The following is a 21,658-nucleotide window of genomic DNA, read 5'->3' on the forward strand; positions in this document are numbered from 1 at the left end:
CCGATGGGTCGCGAGGAGGAGAGACTTGCACGGACGGCGGTGGACGCACTGTTGGCCGAGGCCGAGCTGACCCCTGAGCCCGGCCTCCCGGACGCCCGCGATTCGGACATCAGCGCCCTGCGCTGGTCGGCCCGCTCGCTGGCGCCCGGCCTAGCGGCGATGGCCGCCGCCGCCCGCCGCACCGGTGAGCCCACCCGTACGCTGCGCGAGGAACTCGGCGCGATCGGCCGGTGCACGGAACGGTCCATGACCGTGGCGAACGGCGGCACCCCCCTTCACCATGGGGTCGTCTGGCCGCTCGGCCTGCTCGTCGCCTCCGCCGCCCTGGTCCGCGGAACGGGCGTGAACGACATCACCGCCATGGCCCGGCAGCTCGCCATGTTCCCCGACCGCCGAGCGCCGCGCCGCCCGACGACCGGATCGGCGGTCGCCACCCGTAACGGCGCGGCGGGCGCCCGGGGCGAAGCACGAGCCGGCTTTCCGCACGTCCGCAGGGCAACGGCTGCCCTGGGCAAGGCCCGCGGTGCCGGGCTGCGCGAGCCGCAGGCGCGGCTCGACGCGCTGCTCACCGTGATGAGCACCCTTCAGGACACCGGACTCCTCCACACCGGGGGCCCGCACGGCCTGCGCGAGGTGCAGAACGGTGCCCGTGCCGTCCTGGACGCGGGCGGTACGGGCACCGAGGCGGGGCGGCAGGCCCTGCAGGACTTCGACCGGCACCTGCGTACCCGGAACCTGAGCCCCCGAGGCAGCGCCCAGCTCCTGGCGGCCGCCCTCTTCGTCGACTTCCTCACGTGACCGATGCGCCCGATTGCCGGGGTCGGAGTCTTGGCCTCGGCCTTGGACACGGCCCGGAGTGGGCGGACGCCGGCCACTGACCGGCCGAGGAGTACAAGGAGGAGGCCCGGCACGCATGCGCGCCGGGCCTCCTCCTTCGTCGTCCGGCTGTGCTCAGAGACGCTCGGGGGTGCGGATGCCGAGCAGCGCCATGCCCCGGTGCAGGGTGCGGGCGGTCAGGTCGCAGAGGAAGAGCCGGTTCTCGACCACCTCGGCGGGGTTGTCGTCGCTCAGCACGTGGCACTGGTCGTAGAACGTCGTGTAGTGCGAGGCCAGCTGGTAGAGGTACGCGGCCAGCTTGTGCGGCTCGTACGTGGACGCCACCTCGGCGAGGTTCTCGCCGAACTGGTCCAGGTGCAGGCCCAGCGCCCGCTCGGCCGGGGCCAGCTCCAGCTCCGGGTGCGCGACCGGCCGGATCTCGCCCGCCTTGCGCAGGATGGACTTGATACGGGCGTACGCGTACTGGAGGTACACGGACGTGTCGCCGTTCAGCGACACCATCTGGTCCAGGTCGAACTTGTAGTCCCGCACGGCGGACGTGGAGAGGTCGGCGTACTTCACCGCGCCGATACCGACGTACTCGCCGTTCTCGACGATCTCCTGCTCGGTCAGGCCGACCTTCTCGGCCTTCTCGCGCACGACGGCCGTCGCCCGCTCGATCGCCTCGTCCAGCAGGTCGACCAGCCGGACCGTCTCGCCCTCACGGGTCTTGAACGGCTTGCCGTCCTTGCCGAGCACCGTGCCGAACGCCAGCTGGTGTGCCTTCACGTCCTCGTTCAGCCAGCCTGCCCGGCGGGCCGTCTCGAAGACCATCTTGAAGTGGAGCGACTGCCGCGCGTCCACGACGTACAGCAGGGTGCTCGCCTTGAGGTTCTGGACCCGGTCGCGGATCGCGGAGAGGTCGGTCGCCGCGTAGCCGTACCCGCCGTTCGTCTTCTTGACGATCAGCGGGACCGGGTTGCCGTCCGGGCCCTTCACGTCGTCGAAGAACACGCACAGCGCGCCCTCGGAGCGGACGGCGACGCCTGTCTCCTCCAGGATCCGGCAGGTCTCCTCGAGCATGTCGTTGTAACCGGACTCGCCGACGATGTCGGGGTCGCGGATCTCCATGTCGAGCTTGTTGAAGACCGAGTAGAAGTAGATCTTCGACTCGTCGACGAACCGCTGCCAGAGCGCGACCGTCTCCTCGTCGCCGGCCTGGAGCGCGACGACCCGGTCCCGGGAGCGGGCCTTGAACTCCTCGTCGGAGTCGAAGAGCGCCCGCGACGCCTTGTAGAGCCGGTTCAGCGAGGACATGGCGGCCTCGCCGTCCTGCTCCTCGCCGCCCCGGTGGTCGAGCTCCTGCGGGTGCTCGATCAGGTACTGGATGAGCATGCCGAACTGGGTGCCCCAGTCGCCGATGTGGTGGCGCCGGACCACGGTCTCGCCGGTGAACTCCAGGACCTCCACCATGGCGGCACCGATCACCGCGGACCGGAGGTGGCCGACGTGCATTTCCTTGGCCACGTTCGGCTGCGCGTAGTCGACGACCGTCGTGCCCGCGTTCTGCCCGTACGGCACACCGAGCCGGCCCTGGTCGTCCGCGGCGCGCGCAGCCAGGGTCTCGATGATCGCCTTGTCGCTGAGCGTGATGTTCAGGAAGCCGGGGCCGGAGACCTCGATCTCCTTGATCAGGTCGCCTGCCGGGATCGCGGCCGTGACCTGGGACGCGAGCTCGCGCGGGTTGCCCTTCAGCTTCTTGGCGAGGGCCAGGATCCCGTTGGCCTGGAAGTCGGCCCGGTCGCTTCGGCGCAGCAGCGGGTCCGCGGTGCCGGCATCCGGCAGAGCTGCCGTCAGGGCGTCCGCCAGCTGCTGCTGGAGCGTGGAAGCGAGGGAATTGACCGAGGCCATGGGGCGGCTGCCGTTTCCGTAGGGGTACAAGGGATCACGCCCAGTATCCCACGCACTGTAAAGCCGTTTTCGCGCTGCCGGTGGGACCTGGGAGAATGGACGGTGCCCCTACGAGCCCTACCAGAGAGAAGGACGTGCCGACCGTGGCTCAGAGTCAGAGCAGCACCGAGGCCGACTGGGTCTCCCGCTTCGCGGACGAGGTCATCGCCGAATCGGAGCGTCGTGCGCCTGGCAAACCGGTCGTCGTCGCGTCCGGTCTTTCGCCGTCGGGCCCGATCCACCTGGGCAACCTCCGTGAGGTCATGACCCCGCACCTGGTCGCGGACGAGATCCGCCGCCGGGGGCACCAGGTCCGGCACCTCATCTCGTGGGACGACTACGACCGCTACCGGAAGGTCCCGGCAGGCGTCCCCGGTGTCGACGAGTCGTGGGCCGAACACATCGGCAAGCCGCTGACGTCCGTGCCCGCCCCGGCCGGGTCCGCGTACCCGAACTGGGCGGAGCACTTCAAGGCCGCCATGACGGCTGCGCTGGACGAACTGGGTGTCGAGTACGACGGCATCAGCCAGACGGAGCAGTACACGGCGGGGGCCTATCGCGAGCAGATCCTGCACGCGATGAGGCATCGCGCCGACATCGACGCCGTCCTCGACCGGTACCGCACGAAGAAGGACCCGGCGGCCGCGGGCAAGGGCAACAAGCCGCAGCAGCAGAAGAAGGTCGACGACGCCGAGCTCGAGGCCGAGGCGGGCTCCGGCGCGGCGAGCGAGGACGACGGCAGCGGTGGCTCCGCCGGCTACTTCCCGTACAAGCCCTACTGCGGCAACTGCGAGAAGGACCTCACGACCGTCACGTCGTACGACGACGAGACGACCGAGCTGAACTACACGTGCGTCGCCTGCGGCTTCGCCGAGACTGTCCGGCTCAGTGAGTTCAACCGCGGCAAGCTGGTCTGGAAGGTCGACTGGCCGATGCGCTGGGCGTACGAGGGCGTGATCTTCGAGCCCAGCGGTGTGGACCACTCGTCGCCCGGCTCGTCGTTCGTCGTCGGCGGCCAGATCGTCCGCGAGGTCTTCGACGGTGTGCAGCCGATCGGCCCGATGTATGCCTTCGTCGGTATCTCCGGCATGGCGAAGATGTCCTCCAGCAAGGGCGGCGTGCCGACCCCGGCCGACGCGCTGAAGATCATGGAGGCGCCGCTGCTGCGCTGGCTGTACGCGCGCCGCAAGCCCAACCAGTCCTTCAAGATCGCCTTCGATCAGGAGATCCAGCGGCTGTACGACGAGTGGGACTCGCTGGCCCGCAAGGTCGCCGAGGGCTCCGTGCTGCCCGCCGACGCCGCTGCGTACGCCCGGGCCATCGGCACGGCCGCCGGTGAGCTGCCGCGTACGCCGCGCCCGCTGCCGTACCGCACGCTCGCGTCCGTCGTCGACATCACGGCCGGGCACGATGAGCAGACGCTGCGCATCCTGAGCGACCTGGACCCGGGGAACCCGCTGACATCGCTCGACGAGGCGCGGCCGCGGCTCGACCGCGCGGAGAACTGGATCACCAGCCAGGTTCCGGCCGAGGCCCGCACCGTCGTCCGCGACGAGCCGGACAAGGAGCTGCTCGGCTCGCTGGACGAGCAGGGGCGCCGGTCGCTGCAGCTGCTCCTGGACGGGCTGGAGTCGCACTGGTCGCTGGACGGGCTGACGACGCTCGTCTACGGCGTGCCGAAGATCCTGGCGGGGCTGGAGCCGGACGCCAAGCCGACGCCCGAGCTGAAGACCGCGCAGCGGTCGTTCTTCGCCCTGCTGTACCGGCTGCTCGTCAGCCGGGACACCGGGCCGCGGCTGCCCACGCTGCTGCTGGCCGTGGGTGCGGAGCGGGTTCGGAAGCTGCTGGGCGCGTAGCCGCCTGCTGCTGTTGCACGGAGGGCCGTCACCCGGTGATGCGGGTGACGGCCCTCCGTGCTGCGCGTTCCGTCCTGGGCGTTCCGTCCTCGAGCGCCGGGCGGTCCGGGTGGTGCCGGTCTAAGCGATGTGATCCGCTTCCAGCTCCGAGTGGTACCGGTTCTTGAACTCCGGCATCAGACGGCGGATCAGGGCGGCGCTGCGCGGGTGCCTGACGTTGTGGCCGTCCGAGACATGTATGTCCAGGGCCTCGACGCTCGGGTAGTCGTTGTGGTTGTTCACGTACGCCGCGAACACCTCGTACGCGATCTCGCCGAACTCCGCGTCCTCCTGCGCCCACTCGGCCGGGTCCGCCTCGGGCTGCTGCTGCTGCGGCTGCTGGGGCTGTTCCGGCAGGGGTTCCTCGCTGCGGGGATGCGGAACCGCGCCGATCGTGCCCACGTTGCCCAGGGGGCGGGTGCGGCCGCCCGGACCCGACGGGATCATGACGGGGGTGGGCTCCAGGCCCTCGACGTACGTCGGGTTGTACGTGCCCTCGTACGCACCCTCCGAGACCTGCTGAGCCGCGAACCACGGGCTGTCGTGCGAGCCGGGGCCCTCCTGCGGCCACGCCTCGGCGGCCGGGTCGGAGGGGTGGGTGTGCTGCTGCTGGTGCGGTGGCTGGGGCTGCTGGGGGTCGGCGTACTGCGCCTGCCGCTGTTGCTGCGGGGCGTACGGCAGCTCGGCCTGGGGTTGTGCCGTCTCGACGGCCGGGGCGGGAGCCGGGGGCAGCAGAGCGGGTTCGATGCCCGCTGCGGCCAGCCCGGCCGGGCCGGTGTCGGCCAGCGGAACGCCGAACTTCGCCAGCCGCAGCGGCATCAGCGACTCGACGGGTGCCTTGCGGCGCCAGTTCCGCCCGAAACGCGCCTGGAGCCGGGCCTGGTAGATCAGCCGGTCCTGTTCGAGCTTGATGACCTGCTCGTAGGAACGCAGCTCCCACAGCTTCATCCGGCGCCACAGCTTGAACGTGGGGATGGGGGAGAGCAGCCAGCGGGTGAGCCGGACGCCCTCCATGTGCTTGTCGGCCGTCAGGTCGGCTATCCGGCCGACCGCGTGCCGGGCGGCCTCGACGGCGACCACGAACAGCACCGGGATCACCGCGTGCATGCCGACGCCGAGCGGGTCGGGCCAGGCCGCGGCGCCGTTGAAGGCGATCGTCGCGGCGGTCAGCAACCAGGCCGTCTGGCGCAGCAGCGGGAACGGTATCCGCATCCAGGTCAGGAGCAGGTCCAGCGCCAGCAGTACGCAGATGCCCGCGTCGATGCCGATCGGGAAGACCAGGGAGAAGTTCCCGAAGCCTTTCTGTTCTGCGAGCGCGCGCACGGCGGCGTACGAGCCCGCGAAACCGATCGCGGCGATGATTGCCGCGCCGGCGACGACGACCCCGATGAGTATCCGGTGCGTGCGTGTCAGCTGCATCGCGGCCACCCGCGATCCCCTTCCTGTGTCCCCTTCTTCGACTTCTGGCGGGCACAGCCTGGCACATGTGTGTGGAGTGCGTTGCGCGGGGAGGGGCGAAGCCCGGTCCTCGGGGCAGGACCGGGCTTCGTAAAACTGCTTCTGGGCAGGAGGGTTGGGGATCGGGGCGGCTGCCGGGCGAGCCGGCGCCGGGCCCGTTTCCGGTCCCCTGTGAGGCCTAGTTCGACGACGACTTGGCCGACTTCGACGGGCTCGCCGACGGGCTCGACTGCTTGTCGTCGGCGACGGCGTTGGCGTCGGCGACCGCGGCGACGGCTTCCTTGGCGGCCTTCTCGGCATCCTTGAGGATGTCGGCGCCGGACGGCGTCTCCGCACCCGCGTAACCCGCGCCGTTGTAGGTCAGAGTGACGACGACGTTCCCCGTACGGGCCACGATCGTCGCGTACTTGAAGTCCTCACCGGTCTTGGAGAGGTCGTACGTGACCTTGGTGGCCTGCTCGCCGATACCGCTGACGGGGGCCTCCACGATCTTCTTCGCGCCCTCGGCCGTCCTGGTCTTGGCGAGCTGCTTCGTGAGGTCGTCCCCGGCACGCTTCGCGCCGCTGCCGAGAGCCTGGTCCGAGTCGAAACGGGTGAAGCCGACGTCGAGCCAGCGGTACTGCGAGCCCTTGACGCCGTTGTCGTCGAGGCCGTTCCAGGAGCAGCCGGCGCGCGCCGAGGTGTCGCTGGACGTGGCCGGCGAACCGGCCTTGCTCTTGGCCTTGGGGACCAGCGAAGTGATCGTCTTCGTGGAGATCGCCTTGCACGGGTCGGGCAGCCCGGCGAACTTCGCCGGCGCGACCGTCGGCACCGACTTCTTCGCGCTCGGAGCGGAGGAGGAGCTGTCCGACCCCTTCTTGCTGCCGGAGTCCGACGAACAGCCGGCGACGACGAGCATCACCGGGACGGCGGCGCAGGCGAGTATGCGGGTGAGTCGCGAGGCTGATCGGTGCATGGTTCCTTCACTCGGGCGGCGCGGGTGGGCGGTCGGGCGGGTGTTCCGGAGGGCCACGGTACGACGGACGGCGGCCGGATGCCGCCTCGGCCGGGTGGGCCGCCGAGGGGCGCCGCCGCCGGTCCGGGGCGATCGGCGCAGGACTATTCGCTGAACTTGTCGACCAGCTTCCGGGCCAGCGCCTGGGCTTTCTCCTGCAGTTCCTTGCTGTCGGGGATCTCCGTCGAGGGGGCGGGCTGCTCGGTGTACTGGACGGTCACGATGACGTTCGATGTGCGGAATACCACGCTCACCGTCCGGTGCTGTGCGGTGGAACCTGCCTGGATGAGTAGATCGTCCAGAAATGCGGCATCTCCGAGGTTGTCGAGGACGCGCGGTTGAAGGTCTTCGGTGGCCCCGTCGCCGCTCTTTCCGTCGGTCTCCCCGTCACTCGGTGCCGAGCCCGACGGGGAGACCGAGTCCGAAGGGGAGTCCGAGGGGGAGTCCGATGCGGAGTACGGCAGATGGGCGGCGGCCTCCTTCTTCCCGTACACCTCGTCGGCACGGTCGTCGTCGCTCACAGAGGTGTCGTACGAGACGACCCGCTCGAAGTCGAGGGAGAGGCCGCGGGACGAATCTGGGGCCTCGGCCTTCCATGTGCAGCCGACGCGGCGGTCCGTGTCGTAGGTGACGGCGGCCGTTCCCGCATACGCCTTCTCCTGCTGGTCCTCCGGCAGTTCGGCGACACCCGGAAGCAGGTCCTTCAGGGTGGAGTGCGTGACGGAGCGGCAAGGGTCGGGAAGTGTGCGGTACTTGCCCGCTGGTGCGGCGGGGGAGGCTGTCGGGCCGCCGGGCCTGCTGTCGGCGGCGGAGCCGTCGGTTCCGGTGTCGGCGCTACAGCCGACGACAAGCGCTGCAAGGAGCGCGGCGCCGGGTACGTACGCCATTCGTCGCACGATCCTGGGCTCCCTTCGTGCGAAAAACGGTTGCCGCTCGATGGCGGCCGGTGGACACAATGTGTATCGCACGCGCCGCTGTGAATGCCGGTCGACCGACTCATTTGCCGACCTTGGCACCGGTTTTGCGCTTTCAGACTTTTCGGGGGAATCGAGGAACTATGTCGTATGTAGAGGTACCGGGGGCCAAGGTCCCCATCCGTATGTGGGCCGACCCGGCTTCGGTCGAGGGCGGCGCGATGCAGCAGCTGCAGAATGTGGCCACTCTGCCCTGGATCAAGGGGCTCGCCGTCATGCCCGACGTGCACTACGGCAAGGGTGCGACCGTCGGCTCGGTGATCGCGATGCACGGTGCGGTCTGCCCGGCCGCGGTGGGGGTGGACATCGGCTGCGGAATGTCCGCAGTGAAGACCTCCCTGACCGCCAACGACCTGCCGGGAGATCTGTCGCGGCTGCGATCGAAGATCGAGCAGGCCATTCCGGTGGGGCGTGGGATGCACGACGACGTCGTGGACCCCGGGCGGCTGCACGGCTTCCCGACGGCGGGCTGGGACGACTTCTGGGGACGGTTCGAGGGGGTGGCCGATGCGGTCAAGTTCCGTCGGGAGCGTGCCACGAAGCAGATGGGAACGCTTGGGTCGGGCAACCACTTCGTCGAGTTCTGCCTCGACGAGTCGGGTTCGGTCTGGCTGATGCTGCACTCCGGATCCCGGAACATCGGCAAGGAGCTCGCCGAGCACCACATCGGGGTGGCCCAGAAGCTGACGCACAACCAGGGACTGGTCGACCGCGACCTGGCCGTCTTCATCGCGGACACACCACAGATGGCGGCCTACCGCAACGACCTGTTCTGGGCCCAGGAGTACGCGAAGCGCAACCGCGCGATCATGATGGGGCTCTTCCAGGACGTGGTCCGCAAGGAGTTCAAGAAGGCCCGGGTGACCTTCGACCCGGTCATCTCCTGCCACCACAACTATGTGGCGGAGGAGCGGTACGACGGCATGGACCTGCTGGTCACTCGTAAGGGTGCGATCCGGGCCGGGTCGGGGGACCTCGGCATCATTCCCGGATCGATGGGCACCGGCTCGTACATCGTGAAGGGCCTCGGGAACGCGAAGTCGTTCAACTCGGCCTCGCATGGCGCCGGCCGGAAGATGAGCCGGAACGCCGCCAAGCGGCGCTTCTCGACGCGGGATCTGGAGGAGCAGACGCGGGGTGTGGAGTGCCGTAAGGACTCCGGCGTCGTGGACGAGATTCCGGGGGCGTACAAGCCGATCGAGCAGGTCATCGAGCAGCAGCGGGACCTCGTGGAGGTCGTCGCGAAGCTGAAGCAGGTGGTGTGCGTGAAGGGCTGAGTGCCTCTCGCGCCGATGAACGGAAGAGCCCCGGACCCTGTGGTGGTGGTCCGGGGCTCTTCTGCGTGTGCGTGTGCGTGTGCGCGTCGCTGCCGGCTGTCAGCGGTCAGAGGGCGCGGTGGACCTTGGCGTTGGAGGCCTGGGCGCGGGGGCGGACCACCAGCAGGTCGATGTTGACGTGGCTGGGACGGGTGACGGCCCAGGTGATCGTGTCGGCCACGTCGTCGGCGGTGAGGGGGGCGTCGACACCCGCGTAGACCTTGGCGGCCTTCTCGGTGTCGCCACGGAAGCGGGTGGTGGCGAACTCCTCCGTCTTGACCATGCCGGGAGCGACCTCGATGACGCGGACCGGGGTGCCGACGATCTCCAGGCGGAGGGTCTCGGCCAGGACATGCTCACCGTGCTTGGCGGCCACGTAGCCACCGCCGCCCTCGTACGCGGCGAGGGCCGCCGTCGAGGAGAGGACCACGATCGTGCCGTCCCCGCTTGCGGTGAGGGCGGGGAGCAGGGCCTGGGTGACGTTGAGGGTGCCGATGACGTTCGTCTCGTACATCTGGCGCCAGTCGGCCGGGTCGCCGGTGGCGACGGGATCGGCGCCGAGGGCGCCGCCCGCGTTGTTGACGAGGACGGCGAGGGTGTGGAAGGCGGTGGCGAACGTGTCGACCGCCTCGCGGTCCGTGACGTCCAGGGCGTACGCCGTGGCCTCGTGGCCCGCTTCGTTGATCTCGGCGGCGAGTGCCTCGATCCGGTCCTTGCGGCGGGCGGTCAGGACGACGCGGTAGCCGGCGGTGGCCAGTTGGCGGGCAGTCGCGGCGCCGATGCCGCTGCTCGCTCCGGTGATCACGGCGATGGGGGTGGCGGCCATGCGGACTCGACTCCTCGGACAGCTGATCGGTACGGGATCAGGATAGGCAGGCGGGACGATCGGCCGCTGGTCGGCCGACAGCGGGGGCGGCGCAGTCAGCGGTGCGGTCGGTGCGACCAGGTGTGGTCATCGGGGTGATCGGTGGCGCGGTCAGTTGTTGCGGGGGGCGTACATGATCACGGCCATGCCGGCCAGGCAGATCAGTGCGCCGATCACGTCCCAGCGGCCGGGGCGGTAGCCGTCGGCGATCACGCCCCAGGCGATCGACCCCGCGACGAAGACACCGCCGTACGCGGCGAGGACGCGGCCGAACTCGGCGTCCGGCTGAAGCGTGGCCACGAAGCCGTACGCGCCGAGGGCGATGACTCCGGCGCCGATCCAGATCCAGCCCCGGTGCTCGCGCACGCCCTGCCAGACGAGCCAGGCTCCGCCGATCTCGAAGAGCGCGGCGACGACGAACAGTGCGACTGAGCGGGCGACGACCATGGGAGCAGCGTTTCACGCGGGCGGGGCGGAGCGGGATGAGGCGGGTGGGGAGGCCGGGCGGGGGAGGTGATTCGGACGGTGGGGCAGGCGGGTGGAGTTGGCGTGTCGAGCCGGTGTGTAAATAAGGACAATTCGGCGCGATCAGTATCTTCGGGGCATGGTGCTGACGCGTAGGGCTCGACTGATGGTCTTCGTCGCGATGGCGACTGCGGCGACGGTGTCGACTGTGATGTGGGGGGCCGGAAAGGCGACCGGGGCGGTCCCGGTACCCGTGCCGGCGGCCGCAGTTGCGGCCATGCCGGTTCCGGCGTACCGGTCGGTTGCGCCGGAGGCGGACATCTCCCACCACGGACATGTCTCGCTGTGGGGCGAGGGGCTCGGAGTCTGGCTGCTCAGCGAGAATCATGGGCCGTCGGATGTGATGCGTTCGACCGTGCGGCTGCGCTTCTCGGTGGCCCTCACGGGCCGGCAGGAGATGCCGGGCGCCTGCCTGCAGGCCAACGCCCGCACCGTGCTGTGCCGGACAGGACCGTTGCGTGCGGGCGGGGCGGCGGGACGGCAGTTGGCGCTCGAACTGCAGCTCGCGGGGCGGCCGAACGAGGTGGTCGTACGGATCGACACCGCGTGGGACGGCGGCGTGACCGATCGGAACCCGCAGAACGACCGGCATGAGGTGCTGGCGCCCGCCACCGGGGACGAATACGTCTTCTGACCGCCGGTAGCGCGTGTCCGGCGTGGCCGGACACGCGGCTGCTGCTGTGGCGGTGGGTGCGCCGGTCATCGCGAGAGGGCGACCCTCAGTGCCGCAGGGTCGGGCCGGTCGCTCGCCCAGGCGACGTAACCGTCGGGGCGGACGAGCAGCACGGTCGAGCGGTCGTCCGTCCAGTGCGTGTGCACCAGCGGGGTCGGCGACACCGGCGTGGGTGTGCCGGCGGGAGTCACGAGGACGAATTCGCCGTCGCGCAGCACCTCCTGGAGGCGGCCCTCCACCAGCCCCAGGTCGGGAGCGCGCTTTCCGGTGAGGGGGTGCGAGCCGCGCGGCGCCGCGTACGCGATGCCGATGCCGGAGATCATGCCCATCGCCTTGTCGCCGGCCGGCCGCGCCATCGACAGGAGGCGGGTGACGGCCGCGCGGACCGCTCGCTGCCGCAGGGTGCGGGCCATGGCGAGGCGGACCAGCGCACCGCTGCTGCGCAGCACCTTGGTGCCGACCGGGTGCCTCTCGGCGTGGTAGCTGTCGAGGAGCGCCTCCGGGTCCGCCGCGTATCCCCGGAGCACGGTTGCGAGCTTCCAGGAGAGGTTGGCGGCGTCATGGAGGCCGGTGTTCATGCCCTGGCCGCCCGCAGGGGAGTGGACATGGGCGGCGTCCCCGGCGAGGAAGACCCGGCCCGTGCGGTAGGCGGGCACCTGGCGCTCGTCGCTGTGGAAGCGGGAGATCCAGCGGGCGTCGTGCATGCCGTGGTCGCTGCCCAGGGCGAGGCGGGCGATCTCACGCAGCTCGTCGAGCTCGACGGGGTCGCTGTCGTCGGCCTGGTGGTTGCGGTTCCACCCCATGACCCGGTACCAGCCGTCGCCGAACGGGGCGATGAAGGCGAAGGCGTCCCCCACGCCGTCGGCCGTGAGGAGGGCGGCGGGTTCCTCCGCCAGCCGGACGTCGGCCAGGATGATGGACCGGATCACCGACCTGCCCGGGAACGGGAGCCCGAGCGCCTCGCGGACGGCGCTGCGCACCCCGTCGGTGCCAACGGCATAGCGGGCGGAGAGGGTGGTCCGCGTCCCGTCGGCGTCCTGCACCTCGGCGGTGACCTCGTCGGCGGACTGGCGCAGGCCGGTCAGCTTCGTGCCGTGACGGAAGTGCACCCCCGCGGACAGTGCGCGGCGCTCCAGCAGGTGCTCGATCTCGTACTGCGGGGTGATCAGCACGAACGGGAAGCGGGACCGGAGCCGGGAGAGGTCGAGCGAAAGGTTGCCGAAGAGCCGCAGCCTGGTGAGGCGGGAGCCCGTCTTGAGCAGCTCGTCGGCGAGGCCGCGGGCATCGAGCACTTCGAGGGTGCGGGCGTGAACGGCGAAGGCACGCGTCATGTTGCTCGCGCTGCGCCGGCGGCGCTCGATGACGGTGACCGTCAGGCCGCGCGCGGCGAGGTCGCCGGCGAGCAGTAGCCCGGTGGGCCCTGCACCCACCACGAGGACATCGGCGGTGGTGGCGTTGCGCGGTACGTCGGGGGAGTCGGCGTTCGTGCGGGTGCTGGGCTTGCCGGTCATGGCGGCCTCCTGAAGCCGGTTGCCAACGGGCGTGGGTCAACGCTTGTTGGCAAATGTAGATCCGGCGGATATGGCATGTCAACACTTGTTGGCCTACGATTGTTGGCATGACGACGAAAGCCCCCGGCACGCCCCGCCGCTCGGATGCCACGAAGGCCGCGATCCTCGAAGCCGCCCGCGAGCGGTTCGCGGCCGACGGCTATGAGCGCGCGACCATCCGGGCCATCGCCCGCGACGCGAACATCGATCCGTCGATGGTGATGCGCTACTACGGCAACAAGGAAGGACTGTTCGCCGCCGCGTCCGTGATCGATCTGCGCCTGCCCGCGCTCGGGGCGCTGCCCGGCAAGCACATCGGGGCCGTACTCGTCGCACACTTCCTGGACCGCTGGGAGGAGGACGATGTGCTGACGGGACTGCTCAGGGTCGGTGTCACCAATGAGGCGGGGGCCGAGCGCATGCGGGCGGTCTTCGCCGAGCAGCTCGGTCCGATAGCTGCCGGGGTCTGCCCCGACCCCGCCGACGCCCCACGCCGTGCCGCGCTCGCCTCGTCCCAGATCCTGGGGATGGCGCTCGCGCGATACGTCCTGCGCATCGCGCCTGCCGCCGCCATGTCCCGCGACGAGGTGATCGCCTGGCTCGCGCCGACCGTCCAGCGCTACTTGACCGCCGAGCGGCCGTAACGGCCCCGCTCGCCTCGGCGGGGGCTCGGCCGGACACCGTCTACACGAGTGGGCCGGCCTGATCGGAGGCCTCACCGAACTCGTGGACCGCGCTGGCGACGATCTTCTCCAGGTGTGCGTGGTGGGCGCCGCGCCAGTACACCCGGCCGCACTCCACGCACTGCGCGAAGACGTCGTACGACCGCTGCGTACCGTGCTCCAGCTGCCCGCTGACGGAGTCCTTGTCGGCCTCGGTGAGCTGCCCGTTGCATGCGGTGCACCGGCTCCACGGGGCCAGCACCGGTGCGAACCGTTCGAGTACGTCCCGTAGCTGGTCGTCCGGCCGGTCGCTGTAGATGTACGCACCCGCCCAGATCTCCCGCCGCCGCAGCAGCCCCCGGTCGCGCGAGAGCAGCACCCGTTGCTCCCTCGCCGACAGCGCGGCCAGCGCCGGATCGCCGATGTCGGCGCTCTCGTACGCGGCGTCGACGCCCAGCAGTCGCAGCCGCCGGGCGAGCGTGCCGAGGTGGACGTCGAGGAGGAAGCGCAGCGGCGCGCCTTCGATGCGCTGGGGGCGTGCCACCGCGCGCACCTCCACGAGTTCGCCCGCGCCCGGGATGTGCGAGACCGGAACGGGGCGGCCGTCGACGAGCAGTTGGCCCGCCTCGGTGAGCGGGACTCCGAGCGACTCCACGACATGGCCGAGCGTCGAGGCGCCGTCGGTGATCACGACCGTGCGCCCGTTGCGGCGCTCGTGCGCGACGAAGAGCCGCAGTTCGGGGTCGATCTCGAGGTGGATCTCCGGTCCGTTCACGTCGCCAGGATGCCATTGAGCGGTCCGCGGCAGCCAGGAGATCCGTGGCGGAGGTGGTGGCTCGGACGCGGAACACGGCAGTGCGTCCGGGCAGGTCTGCGCAATATTTAGTTGCATGACACAGAAGCTGCGCATTGCAGATGAATTGCCTGGGCAGGGCCCGCCCGGCAGAGCGTTTTCGGGCCCCCGGGCGACCCACCTACAGTTCCCCCATGAAAATTCTCGATCTCGAACCCGGCGATGCCCGACTGGCCGACGACCTGCTTCCCGTCCTGCGTGAACTGCGTCCGCATCTGACGGAGGACCTCTTCCGCGAGGTGTACGGGAAGGGATACGCGCAGGGGCTCCGCTTCACTGCCTGCTACGACGACGGCGTATGCGTGGGCGCGGCCGGATGGCGCATCGTCGACAACACCAGCCAGATCCGCAAGCTGTACGTCGACGATCTGGTCACCGCCGAGCACGCCCGTTCCACCGGCGTCGGCCGCCGGCTTCTGGGGTATCTGGAACAGCGCGCCCAGGAGTCGGGATGCCTGGAGTTCAGTCTGGACTCGGGGACCCACCGCACGGATGCCCACCGCTTCTATCTGCGGGAGCGGCTGGCCATCGTCGCCTTCAGCTTCACCAAGCGGCTGGCCCGGGACCGGGACTGAGCTCCGGGCCGAGCTACAGGGCGGACTCCGGGGCCAGTTCCAGCCGCCAGTTGTTCGTCAGCAGCACATGGCCGGGCGGGTACTCGAAGTCGCACATGCCGAGCAGAGTGAAGCCCGCCTTGCGGCACACCGCGTTCGACGCGGCGTTGTCCACGGACGGGTAGGCGTGCAGATGGGGGTGCTTGTGCTCGGCCCGGGCCTGCTCGGCGACGGCCACGGCCGCGGTCGCCGCGATGCCCCGCCCCTGGTATCCCGGGAGGACGGCCCACCCCGTCTCGTACACCTCCTGCCCTCGCCAGGTCCGCTCCCAGAACCCGATGGTCCCCACAGCCTTGTCCCCGTCGCCGTCGGTCAGGGCGATCCGGTACATCCTGCCGCGGCCCGTCCGGTCCTCGCTCAGCGCGACATAGCGGTCGTGGCGCGCCATGAGCTGCTCCTCGGACTCGGGGCCGCCCAGGTGGTCCATCAGCTCCGGCGCATTGGAACGGCGGAGCAGCTCCAGGTCGCCGTCCGACCAGGGCACGATCCGTACGACGGGCGCCGGCGATGACGAGGTGCGTTCCATACCGAAGACAGTAGGCCGCACTGCTGACAACCACCGGCACCGACCGTCAACGGGTGACGAGTGCCGTCGGTGGAGCGCCGATCGTCGACGTGAAGTCCCTGGTCAGGTGGGCCTGGTCGCTGTAGCCGAGGTCCGCGGCCAGCTCCGCCCAGTCCACTTCGGGGTCCGACTCGGCGCGTTCCAGCGCCTCGTGGATGCGGTAGCGGAGGATCACCCACTTGGGGCCGACGCCCACGTACGTGGCGAAGAGCCGCTGCAGCGAGCGTGCCGACAGCCCTTCGGTGCGGGCGAGCTCGTCGACCCGGCGCATCGTGCGGTCGGTGCGGACGCGCTCGACCAGGGCCATCGCGCGCTCGGCCTGCGGGTCCGGTTCCGGGGCGAGTGCCAGCAGGTACGCGTCCAGCGCGGCGACCCGCGCGTCCTCCTGGGCCGGGTCCAGCACGGCCGTCACAGGAGCGGGTACGGCGAGGACCTCGTGCGCCAGGAGCCGTCGGCCCGTCCACTCCGACACGGGGCGGCCCGGTGCGAACGGCCGGAAGCCACCCGGCCGGAACTTCACCGCGCACACCCGTCCCCGGCCCTCCAGCTTCTGGGTGAAGAGTCCGAGTCCGATGCCCGCGACCTCTGCGAAGGCGGCCTCGCCGCTGCTCTCGTGGTGCTGGAAGACCAGGTTCACCGACGGGTGCGGCACCACGTGCGAGGTGTACGGCTCCGGCAGATCCCAGTCGATCAGCCAGTAGAACGCCACCTGCGTCCGCAGACCGGGCGCGGGCTCGCGCCGGCGGAAGTGCACATGCGAGAAGAGTTCGCGGGCGTCGACGATGCCCCGGGTGTCGCGTCGATGAGCAGACATGGCAGCCATCCTATGGCGAACGTATGTTCGTATCGATGCTGTCGCATTTATTCAAGACACGGGCCGCCGCCGGGCGGACGGTCGCAGCATGAAGAAAATCAGTGAACTGCTGGCTACGGCCGCCGACGGCGCCGCTCCCGTCGTGCGTGGGATCGACGACGGGCGACTGGGCGACCCCACGCCGTGTACGGATTACGACGTGCGGGCCCTGATCGACCATCTCTTCCAAGTGGTCGTCAACTTCCAGGCCCTGGCGGCCAGAGAGGAGCCGGACTTCGGTGCGAAGCCGACCGCGGTCACCGGGGACTGGCGGGGCCGCTTCGGCGAGGAGACGGCCAAGCTGGTGGCGGCGTGGGACGCGCCGGGTGCGGACGAGGGGACCGCGGGTTCCATGGGGTTCCCCGCCAGAACCGTCGCGCGGATGGTGCTCGGCGACCTGGCCGTGCATGCGTGGGATTTGGCACGGGCCACGGGTCAGGAGTACGTCCCGGACGAGGCGGTGGTGAGCGAACTCGGTCCCGGGCTCGCCGAGATGGCCCCGAATGCGCGGAAGGCGAAGATGTTCGGTGAGCCCTTCCCCGTACCGGACGGTGCTAGCCCCTTCGAGCGGATGCTGGCTGTGACCGGCCGCGACCCGGACTGGCAACCGCCTCGGGCGTGAGCCCCCGGGCGCCGGTGGCTCCCGAGGCACCCGTGACTCCAATGGCTCCGGTGGCCGGAATCGCCCCTCCTGAGGTGCCGTAGAGCCCCTCCAGCCTCGTGTGCGCCCCGTCGACGATCTCCTCGGCGGCCGCGACCATCTCGCGCTCGGAGAGGCGCGCCGCCTGATGGGTGTACGGGGACGGCGGCGCCGGATGCCGGCGCCGCCACCACGTCTCGGACCCTGCGTAGATCCCCACGGCGAAGACCAGTACGGGGATGGACAGGGCCAGCAGAATGTCGCCCATGGGCAGGCCTCCTCGATGTCGATGCCTCGTACACCGACCGCACCGGCGGTATCGGCTGTATGGGGTACATCGGCAGGGCCGGCAGGCCTGCTGAAGATCATTCTTCGGCCAATGAATGGCCGAATACGGGCGTATACCAGCCTACGCGTCCAAGGCCCACAGGTGCACGGCGTCACCGCTCCCGGAGACCGTGTACCAAGTGCCGTCGCCGAGAGCCGTGGGAGTACCGGAGACCGGGAACGGGTACGCGACCTGACCGGCCGGACGCATCCCCGCCGCGTCCAGCAGCCAGTGGCGCACCGGCCCGTACTCCTCCTCCTGATCCGTACTGGAGATGGCTGTCTCCTTGTCCACGAACCCGCACTCGTAGTCCCACATCACATCGTCGGCGTCGAAGTCGTCCGGATCCGCGTCGGGGTGACGGGGGACGGCATCCGCGGCCTCCAGCTCGGCCACCACCGCACCGTCCGAGACCCGGTGCAGAGCCAGCGAGTCCAGATCGTGAGCCACTGTCAGGAAGTGCTCGCCCGTGGGGCTCACGGAGGTCAGGATCCGCTCCTCCTCGCCGAAGCGCTCCACGGACAGCTCCGCCCCGTCCCACCGCCCCCACAGCAGCGGCGCCCCGTCCTGGCCCTCGCCGACGCTCAGCCCCATCTGCGCCGGATCGGGATGCGGTACGTGCTCCGAGCCCGCCGCCACGGTCTCCGCGTCCGCCCGCCCCAGCACCCGTCCGTCGCCGGCATCGATGACCAGCCACTCGTCGAGCGCCTCCGGATCCGGACCGGCCGTCGCCACGGGGCCGCGGATGTGGGCCCACACGAGCGACCCGTCCGCCGAGAACACCGCCGAGCCGCTGTCCGCGTACAGATGTGACCGGCTGTCCGCGTACTCCTCGAACGACTCGTGCAGGATGCGGCAACCGCCCTCCCAGCAACCGTGCCGAACCTCCCAGCGCACCGCCCCCGCCGGATCCACCGCGCGTACCGAGTGCACCCCGGCGAAAACCGCGAGATCCCCGCCCGGCGCCACCGTGAACGTACCGAAGCGACGCGGCCAGGGGGCCGGGAAGCGGGTCTGCGGGGCGGACGGGTCGTCCAGGTCGACGGCGGCCGCCTCGAAGTCGCCGCGCTGAATCAGCAGACGGCGATCCGGCCACCGCAGGACGGACGGCGCGTACGCGGCGTCACGATCCCGATCCAGGGGTGCGGTGAGCGTGGCGACAAGGCGAGCGGATGCGGCACTGGTGGTCATGGGTCCCCTCCCGAACGTGCAGCGTGCAGCGTGCACGAGAACAGGGGAGAACCGTAGAGCCCCGGGGTGACAGCCGCGCTACGGGGTGGCGTCGGGACCGGCTCAGCACCAGGTCAGGACGGGACCGGGACGAGGACAGGGCACGTTCGGGGCCGGATCGGGACCGGCCCGGGGCCGGGTCCGGATCGGCTCAGGGCCACACCAGGCAGTACGCCTGATGCCCCGCGTCATGCAGACGATGGCTGAAATCCTGCCACTCGTGGAGCAGCTGGTAGACGTTGAACGCGTCGCGCGGGCCGCCGCGGTCCGGGACCGTGGACCAGATGAAGGCCGCGGCGCCGACCGACTCCTCGCCGACGTCGCGCAGCGGGTCGACGACCGTCATCGGGAGCTTGACCACCGCGTAGTCGGGGTGCAGGACGACCAGTTCCAGCGGAGGGACCTTGTGCAGGGGTATGCCTTGTATACCGGTGAGCACCATGGCCGCGACCGTCTCCGGCTTGATCTTGCTGAACATGCCGCCCATGCCCAGCTCGTCACCGCCGAGCTCCTCGGGGCGCATCGAAATGGGCACGCGTGCGGCAGTGGCCCCGTCGGGGGCCCCGAAATATTTGTAGGTCACCCCCACTCGACCACCACTCCTGCTTCCGGCCTGTGCACTGCCGGCCTGATGTATGCCCTGCTTACGCTCAGCCTCACGCCGGTGCCGACCTCGCCGGGCAGGCTCGGGCCCCAGGTCGTCGGTCCCTTCGCCCACTCCGCCACCGCGATGCATATTTCATCCACCCGACTACTACTTAGGAGACACAGCCCCCGCCGCGCAACCCGATCATCGTGTCAGTGACCTCCCCCGCGGGCGTGGTGTGAAACACCCGTCCGCAAGACCGCCGGTGGCTCTGACACCATGGCTTGTGTGAGCTTTCCCTATGACGCCCCAGTTTCGCAGACGCTTTTCGACCGCGCGTCCCTCGTGACGCCCGGCGGCGTGAACTCTCCCGTACGTGCCTTCCGGGCCGTGGGCGGTACGCCCCGCTTCATGGTGTCCGGTACCGGTCCCTACCTCACCGACGCCGACGGTCGTGAGTATGTCGACCTCGTGTGCTCGTGGGGGCCGATGATCCTCGGCCATTCCCACCCCGAGGTCATCGCCGCAGTCCAGGAGGCTGTCGCCCGCGGCACCTCGTTCGGTACGCCCGGTGAGGGCGAGGTCGCGCTCGCCGAGGAGATCGTGGCCCGGATCGAGCCGGTGGAGCAGGTGCGGCTGGTGTCGTCCGGCACCGAGGCGACCATGTCCGCGATCCGGCTGGCGCGCGGGTTCACCGGCCGCGCGAAGATCGTGAAGTTCGCCGGCTGCTACCACGGGCACGTCGATGCGCTGCTCGCCGCCGCCGGGTCCGGGGTCGCGACCTTCGGTCTTCCGGACACCCCCGGGGTCACGGGCGCGCAGGCCGGCGACACGATCGTGCTGCCGTACAACGACCTGGATGCCGTGCGGACCGCGTTCGCCGCGCACCCCGGTGAGATCGCCTGCGTGATCACCGAGGCGTCGCCGGGCAACATGGGCGTCGTGCCGCCGCTGGACGGCTTCAACGCCGGGCTCAAGGAGATCTGCGCCGCCAACGGTGCGCTGTACATCTCCGACGAGGTCATGACCGGATTCCGTACCTCGAAGGCCGGCTGGTTCGGCGTCGACGGGGTGCGGCCCGACCTGATGACCTTCGGCAAGGTCATGGGCGGCGGCTTCCCGGCCGCGGCCTTCGGCGGGCGCGCCGATGTGATGGCGCACCTCGCCCCGGTCGGCCCCGTCTACCAGGCGGGCACCCTCTCCGGTAACCCGGTCGCCACCGCCGCCGGGCTCGCCCAGCTGCGGCTGCTCGACGACGCTGCGTACACGAAGGTCGACGCGGTCTCCGCGGGGATCCAGGCCCTGGTGAGCGAGGCGTTCACCAAGGAGGGCGTCGCGCACACGGTGTCCGCGGCCAGCAACATGTTCTCCGTGTTCTTCACGGACCAGCCGGTGCGGAACTACGAGGACGCCAAGAAGCAGGAAGCTTTCCGCTTCACCGCCTTCTTCCACTCGATGCTGGCGCAGGGCGTCTATCTGCCGCCGTCCGCGTTCGAGTCCTGGTTCGTCTCCACCGCCCACGACACGCAGGCCGTCGAGCGGATCGCCGCCGCGCTGCCCGCCGCCGCCCGCGCCGCATCGGAGGCCACCGCATGAGCCCGGCCGACAAGGACATCACCGTTGTCCATCTGATGCGTCACGGGGAGGTGCACAACCCCGAGGGTGTGCTCTACGGGCGTCGCCCCGGCTACCACCTCTCCGAGCTCGGCCGGCAGATGGCCGACCGGGTGGCCGAACACCTGGAGAAGCGCGACATCACCCATGTCGTCGCCTCCCCGCTGGAGCGCGCCCAGGAGACGGCGACACCGATCGCCAAGACGCACGGCGTCGACCTGGCCACGGACGAGCGGCTGATCGAGGCGGCCAACGTCTTCGAGGGCAAGACCTTCGGGGTCGGCGACGGCGCGCTGCGCAAGCCGGACAACTGGAAGCACCTCACCAACCCGTTCCGCCCGTCCTGGGGCGAGCCGTACATCGAGCAGGTCGTACGGATGATGGGCGCCCTCGATGCCGCGCGCGACGCGGCCCGCGGGCACGAGGCGGTCTGCGTCAGCCACCAGCTGCCGATCTGGATCGTCCGGAGCTTCGTCGAGCGGCGGCGGCTCTGGCACGACCCGCGCAAGCGGCAGTGCACGCTCGCCTCGCTGACCACCTTCACGTACCAGGGCGACAAGATCGTCTCCGTCGGCTACAGCGAGCCGGCCCGCGATCTGGTGCCTGCGCATCTGCTGGCCGGTGCCAAGCCGGTGAAGGGGAAGTCCAAGGCGTTCGGAGCCTAGATCCTTCTCTCCGCCAACTCTGCGGGCCCCGC

Annotated in this window: 22 protein-coding genes; 9 read left to right on the plus strand and 13 right to left on the minus strand. The window is 70.3% G+C overall.

All coding sequences use genetic code 11. From position 1 onward, the window contains the following. Positions 1-3: 3 nt before the first annotated feature. Positions 4-798, plus strand: a complete 795-nt coding sequence (locus tag ACWCP8_RS31410) for a triphosphoribosyl-dephospho-CoA synthase (RefSeq protein ID WP_451119543.1) — start codon at positions 4-6, stop codon at positions 796-798. A gap of 153 nt (positions 799-951) precedes the next feature. Here the strand turns inward: ACWCP8_RS31410 and argS are convergent, their stop codons facing one another. Beyond that, entirely contained in the window at positions 952-2,727 is a 1,776-nt protein-coding gene (argS, locus tag ACWCP8_RS31415; protein WP_451119545.1) for an arginine--tRNA ligase, read from the minus strand. Between the two features lie 134 nt (positions 2,728-2,861). Between argS and lysS the strand changes: the two genes are divergently transcribed. Further along, positions 2,862-4,622 carry a lysine--tRNA ligase gene (gene lysS, locus ACWCP8_RS31420; RefSeq protein WP_451119547.1) on the plus strand — a complete coding sequence of 587 codons (1,761 nt, stop codon included), beginning with the start codon at positions 2,862-2,864 and terminating at the stop codon, positions 4,620-4,622. Between the two features lie 120 nt (positions 4,623-4,742). Here lysS and ACWCP8_RS31425 read toward each other — a convergent pair whose 3' ends face one another. The 3 genes from ACWCP8_RS31425 to ACWCP8_RS31435 form a co-directional block, all read right to left on the minus strand. Further along, the gene (locus ACWCP8_RS31425) at positions 4,743-6,089 is read right to left on the minus strand and encodes a DUF2637 domain-containing protein (RefSeq protein WP_451119549.1); all 1,347 of its coding nucleotides are present in this window, start codon (positions 6,087-6,089) and stop codon (positions 4,743-4,745) included. Between the two features lie 208 nt (positions 6,090-6,297). Beyond that, the gene (locus tag ACWCP8_RS31430; RefSeq protein ID WP_451119551.1) at positions 6,298-7,074 is read right to left on the minus strand and encodes a DUF3558 family protein; all 777 of its coding nucleotides are present in this window, start codon (positions 7,072-7,074) and stop codon (positions 6,298-6,300) included. Between the two features lie 143 nt (positions 7,075-7,217). Continuing rightward, a complete protein-coding gene (locus ACWCP8_RS31435) occupies positions 7,218-8,000 on the minus strand; it encodes a DUF3558 domain-containing protein (RefSeq protein ID WP_352265224.1) in 783 nt (260 codons plus the stop codon). A 170-nt stretch (positions 8,001-8,170) separates the two neighbouring features. On the opposite strand from ACWCP8_RS31435, the gene ACWCP8_RS31440 reads away from it, so the two are divergent. After that, a complete protein-coding gene (locus ACWCP8_RS31440) occupies positions 8,171-9,364 on the plus strand; it encodes an RtcB family protein (RefSeq protein WP_352265226.1) in 1,194 nt (397 codons plus the stop codon). A 106-nt stretch (positions 9,365-9,470) separates the two neighbouring features. Here ACWCP8_RS31440 and ACWCP8_RS31445 read toward each other — a convergent pair whose 3' ends face one another. Together ACWCP8_RS31445 and ACWCP8_RS31450 are read right to left on the minus strand one after the other, a co-directional pair. Then, complete coding sequence (locus ACWCP8_RS31445; RefSeq protein ID WP_451119554.1) at positions 9,471-10,229, minus strand: SDR family NAD(P)-dependent oxidoreductase; 759 nt, start codon at positions 10,227-10,229, stop codon at positions 9,471-9,473. Between the two features lie 150 nt (positions 10,230-10,379). Beyond that, entirely contained in the window at positions 10,380-10,715 is a 336-nt protein-coding gene (locus ACWCP8_RS31450; RefSeq protein WP_352265230.1) for a YnfA family protein, read from the minus strand. Between the two features lie 157 nt (positions 10,716-10,872). Here ACWCP8_RS31450 and ACWCP8_RS31455 point away from each other — a divergent pair, with 157 nt between their 5' ends. Further along, positions 10,873-11,427 carry a hypothetical protein gene (locus ACWCP8_RS31455; protein ID WP_451119556.1) on the plus strand — a complete coding sequence of 185 codons (555 nt, stop codon included), beginning with the start codon at positions 10,873-10,875 and terminating at the stop codon, positions 11,425-11,427. Between the two features lie 65 nt (positions 11,428-11,492). Here ACWCP8_RS31455 and ACWCP8_RS31460 read toward each other — a convergent pair whose 3' ends face one another. Further along, complete coding sequence (locus ACWCP8_RS31460; protein ID WP_451119558.1) at positions 11,493-12,977, minus strand: FAD-dependent oxidoreductase; 1,485 nt, start codon at positions 12,975-12,977, stop codon at positions 11,493-11,495. A gap of 107 nt (positions 12,978-13,084) precedes the next feature. Here ACWCP8_RS31460 and ACWCP8_RS31465 point away from each other — a divergent pair, with 107 nt between their 5' ends. Then, entirely contained in the window at positions 13,085-13,660 is a 576-nt protein-coding gene (locus tag ACWCP8_RS31465; RefSeq protein ID WP_352265235.1) for a TetR/AcrR family transcriptional regulator, read from the plus strand. A 40-nt stretch (positions 13,661-13,700) separates the two neighbouring features. Here ACWCP8_RS31465 and ACWCP8_RS31470 read toward each other — a convergent pair whose 3' ends face one another. Next, positions 13,701-14,453 (minus strand): Mut7-C RNAse domain-containing protein, encoded by a 753-nt coding sequence (locus tag ACWCP8_RS31470; RefSeq protein ID WP_451119560.1) that lies wholly within the window; start codon positions 14,451-14,453, stop codon positions 13,701-13,703. Between the two features lie 212 nt (positions 14,454-14,665). On the opposite strand from ACWCP8_RS31470, the gene ACWCP8_RS31475 reads away from it, so the two are divergent. Next, positions 14,666-15,106 carry a GNAT family N-acetyltransferase gene (locus ACWCP8_RS31475; protein ID WP_352265239.1) on the plus strand — a complete coding sequence of 147 codons (441 nt, stop codon included), beginning with the start codon at positions 14,666-14,668 and terminating at the stop codon, positions 15,104-15,106. A gap of 13 nt (positions 15,107-15,119) precedes the next feature. On the opposite strand, the gene ACWCP8_RS31480 is transcribed toward ACWCP8_RS31475, so the two are convergent. Beyond that, positions 15,120-15,671 carry a GNAT family N-acetyltransferase gene (locus ACWCP8_RS31480; protein ID WP_352265241.1) on the minus strand — a complete coding sequence of 184 codons (552 nt, stop codon included), beginning with the start codon at positions 15,669-15,671 and terminating at the stop codon, positions 15,120-15,122. 46 nt (positions 15,672-15,717) lie between these two features. Then, positions 15,718-16,524: an AraC family transcriptional regulator gene (locus ACWCP8_RS31485; protein WP_451119563.1), complete on the minus strand. Its 807-nt coding sequence runs from the start codon at positions 16,522-16,524 to the stop codon at positions 15,718-15,720. Positions 16,525-16,612: 88 nt separating this feature from the next. Here ACWCP8_RS31485 and ACWCP8_RS31490 point away from each other — a divergent pair, with 88 nt between their 5' ends. Then, entirely contained in the window at positions 16,613-17,185 is a 573-nt protein-coding gene (locus tag ACWCP8_RS31490; RefSeq protein WP_352265245.1) for a TIGR03086 family metal-binding protein, read from the plus strand. On the opposite strand, the gene ACWCP8_RS31495 is transcribed toward ACWCP8_RS31490, so the two are convergent. The 3 genes from ACWCP8_RS31495 to ACWCP8_RS31505 all read right to left on the minus strand — a co-directional run bounded on the left by ACWCP8_RS31495 (position 17,118) and on the right by ACWCP8_RS31505 (position 19,497). Beyond that, positions 17,118-17,471 carry a hypothetical protein gene (locus ACWCP8_RS31495; RefSeq protein WP_352265247.1) on the minus strand — a complete coding sequence of 118 codons (354 nt, stop codon included), beginning with the start codon at positions 17,469-17,471 and terminating at the stop codon, positions 17,118-17,120. The genes ACWCP8_RS31490 and ACWCP8_RS31495 overlap by 68 nt on opposite strands. Positions 17,472-17,612: 141 nt before the next feature. Next, complete coding sequence (locus tag ACWCP8_RS31500) at positions 17,613-18,722, minus strand: hypothetical protein (RefSeq protein WP_451119565.1); 1,110 nt, start codon at positions 18,720-18,722, stop codon at positions 17,613-17,615. Positions 18,723-18,912: 190 nt separating this feature from the next. Next, on the minus strand, positions 18,913-19,497 hold the full coding sequence (locus ACWCP8_RS31505) for a hypothetical protein (protein WP_078852811.1): 585 nt from the start codon (positions 19,495-19,497) through the stop codon (positions 18,913-18,915). Positions 19,498-19,626: 129 nt separating this feature from the next. Here ACWCP8_RS31505 and hemL point away from each other — a divergent pair, with 129 nt between their 5' ends. Both hemL and ACWCP8_RS31515 read left to right on the plus strand, forming a co-directional pair. Continuing rightward, complete coding sequence (gene hemL, locus ACWCP8_RS31510; RefSeq protein WP_451119567.1) at positions 19,627-20,943, plus strand: glutamate-1-semialdehyde 2,1-aminomutase; 1,317 nt, start codon at positions 19,627-19,629, stop codon at positions 20,941-20,943. Then, entirely contained in the window at positions 20,940-21,626 is a 687-nt protein-coding gene (locus ACWCP8_RS31515; RefSeq protein ID WP_352265254.1) for a histidine phosphatase family protein, read from the plus strand. Before hemL ends, ACWCP8_RS31515 begins: the two co-directional genes overlap by 4 nt. Positions 21,627-21,658: the final 32 nt, after the last annotated feature.

The sequence above is a fragment of the Streptomyces sp. NPDC002206 genome (assembly GCF_053593595.1).

Excerpts from the sequence above, each read along its gene's own strand:
- ACWCP8_RS31445 (WP_451119554.1), bottom strand. The coding sequence starts at position 10,229 with ATGGCCGCCACCCCCATCGCCGTGATCACCGGAGCGAGCAGCGGCATC.
- hemL (WP_451119567.1), top strand. The coding sequence starts at position 19,627 with ATGGCTTGTGTGAGCTTTCCCTATGACGCCCCAGTTTCGCAGACGCTT.
- ACWCP8_RS31410 (WP_451119543.1), top strand. The coding sequence starts at position 4 with ATGGGTCGCGAGGAGGAGAGACTTGCACGGACGGCGGTGGACGCACTG.
- ACWCP8_RS31460 (WP_451119558.1), bottom strand. The coding sequence starts at position 12,977 with ATGACCGGCAAGCCCAGCACCCGCACGAACGCCGACTCCCCCGACGTA.
- ACWCP8_RS31490 (WP_352265245.1), top strand. The coding sequence starts at position 16,613 with ATGAAGAAAATCAGTGAACTGCTGGCTACGGCCGCCGACGGCGCCGCT.
- ACWCP8_RS31480 (WP_352265241.1), bottom strand. The coding sequence starts at position 15,671 with ATGGAACGCACCTCGTCATCGCCGGCGCCCGTCGTACGGATCGTGCCC.
- argS (WP_451119545.1), bottom strand. The coding sequence starts at position 2,727 with ATGGCCTCGGTCAATTCCCTCGCTTCCACGCTCCAGCAGCAGCTGGCG.
- ACWCP8_RS31435 (WP_352265224.1), bottom strand. The coding sequence starts at position 8,000 with ATGGCGTACGTACCCGGCGCCGCGCTCCTTGCAGCGCTTGTCGTCGGC.
- ACWCP8_RS31485 (WP_451119563.1), bottom strand. The coding sequence starts at position 16,524 with ATGTCTGCTCATCGACGCGACACCCGGGGCATCGTCGACGCCCGCGAA.
- ACWCP8_RS31495 (WP_352265247.1), bottom strand. The coding sequence starts at position 17,471 with ATGGGCGACATTCTGCTGGCCCTGTCCATCCCCGTACTGGTCTTCGCC.
- ACWCP8_RS31450 (WP_352265230.1), bottom strand. The coding sequence starts at position 10,715 with ATGGTCGTCGCCCGCTCAGTCGCACTGTTCGTCGTCGCCGCGCTCTTC.
- ACWCP8_RS31515 (WP_352265254.1), top strand. The coding sequence starts at position 20,940 with ATGAGCCCGGCCGACAAGGACATCACCGTTGTCCATCTGATGCGTCAC.
- ACWCP8_RS31465 (WP_352265235.1), top strand. The coding sequence starts at position 13,085 with ATGACGACGAAAGCCCCCGGCACGCCCCGCCGCTCGGATGCCACGAAG.
- ACWCP8_RS31430 (WP_451119551.1), bottom strand. The coding sequence starts at position 7,074 with ATGCACCGATCAGCCTCGCGACTCACCCGCATACTCGCCTGCGCCGCC.
- ACWCP8_RS31500 (WP_451119565.1), bottom strand. The coding sequence starts at position 18,722 with ATGACCACCAGTGCCGCATCCGCTCGCCTTGTCGCCACGCTCACCGCA.
- ACWCP8_RS31475 (WP_352265239.1), top strand. The coding sequence starts at position 14,666 with ATGAAAATTCTCGATCTCGAACCCGGCGATGCCCGACTGGCCGACGAC.
- ACWCP8_RS31440 (WP_352265226.1), top strand. The coding sequence starts at position 8,171 with ATGTCGTATGTAGAGGTACCGGGGGCCAAGGTCCCCATCCGTATGTGG.
- ACWCP8_RS31455 (WP_451119556.1), top strand. The coding sequence starts at position 10,873 with ATGGTGCTGACGCGTAGGGCTCGACTGATGGTCTTCGTCGCGATGGCG.
- ACWCP8_RS31505 (WP_078852811.1), bottom strand. The coding sequence starts at position 19,497 with ATGCATCGCGGTGGCGGAGTGGGCGAAGGGACCGACGACCTGGGGCCC.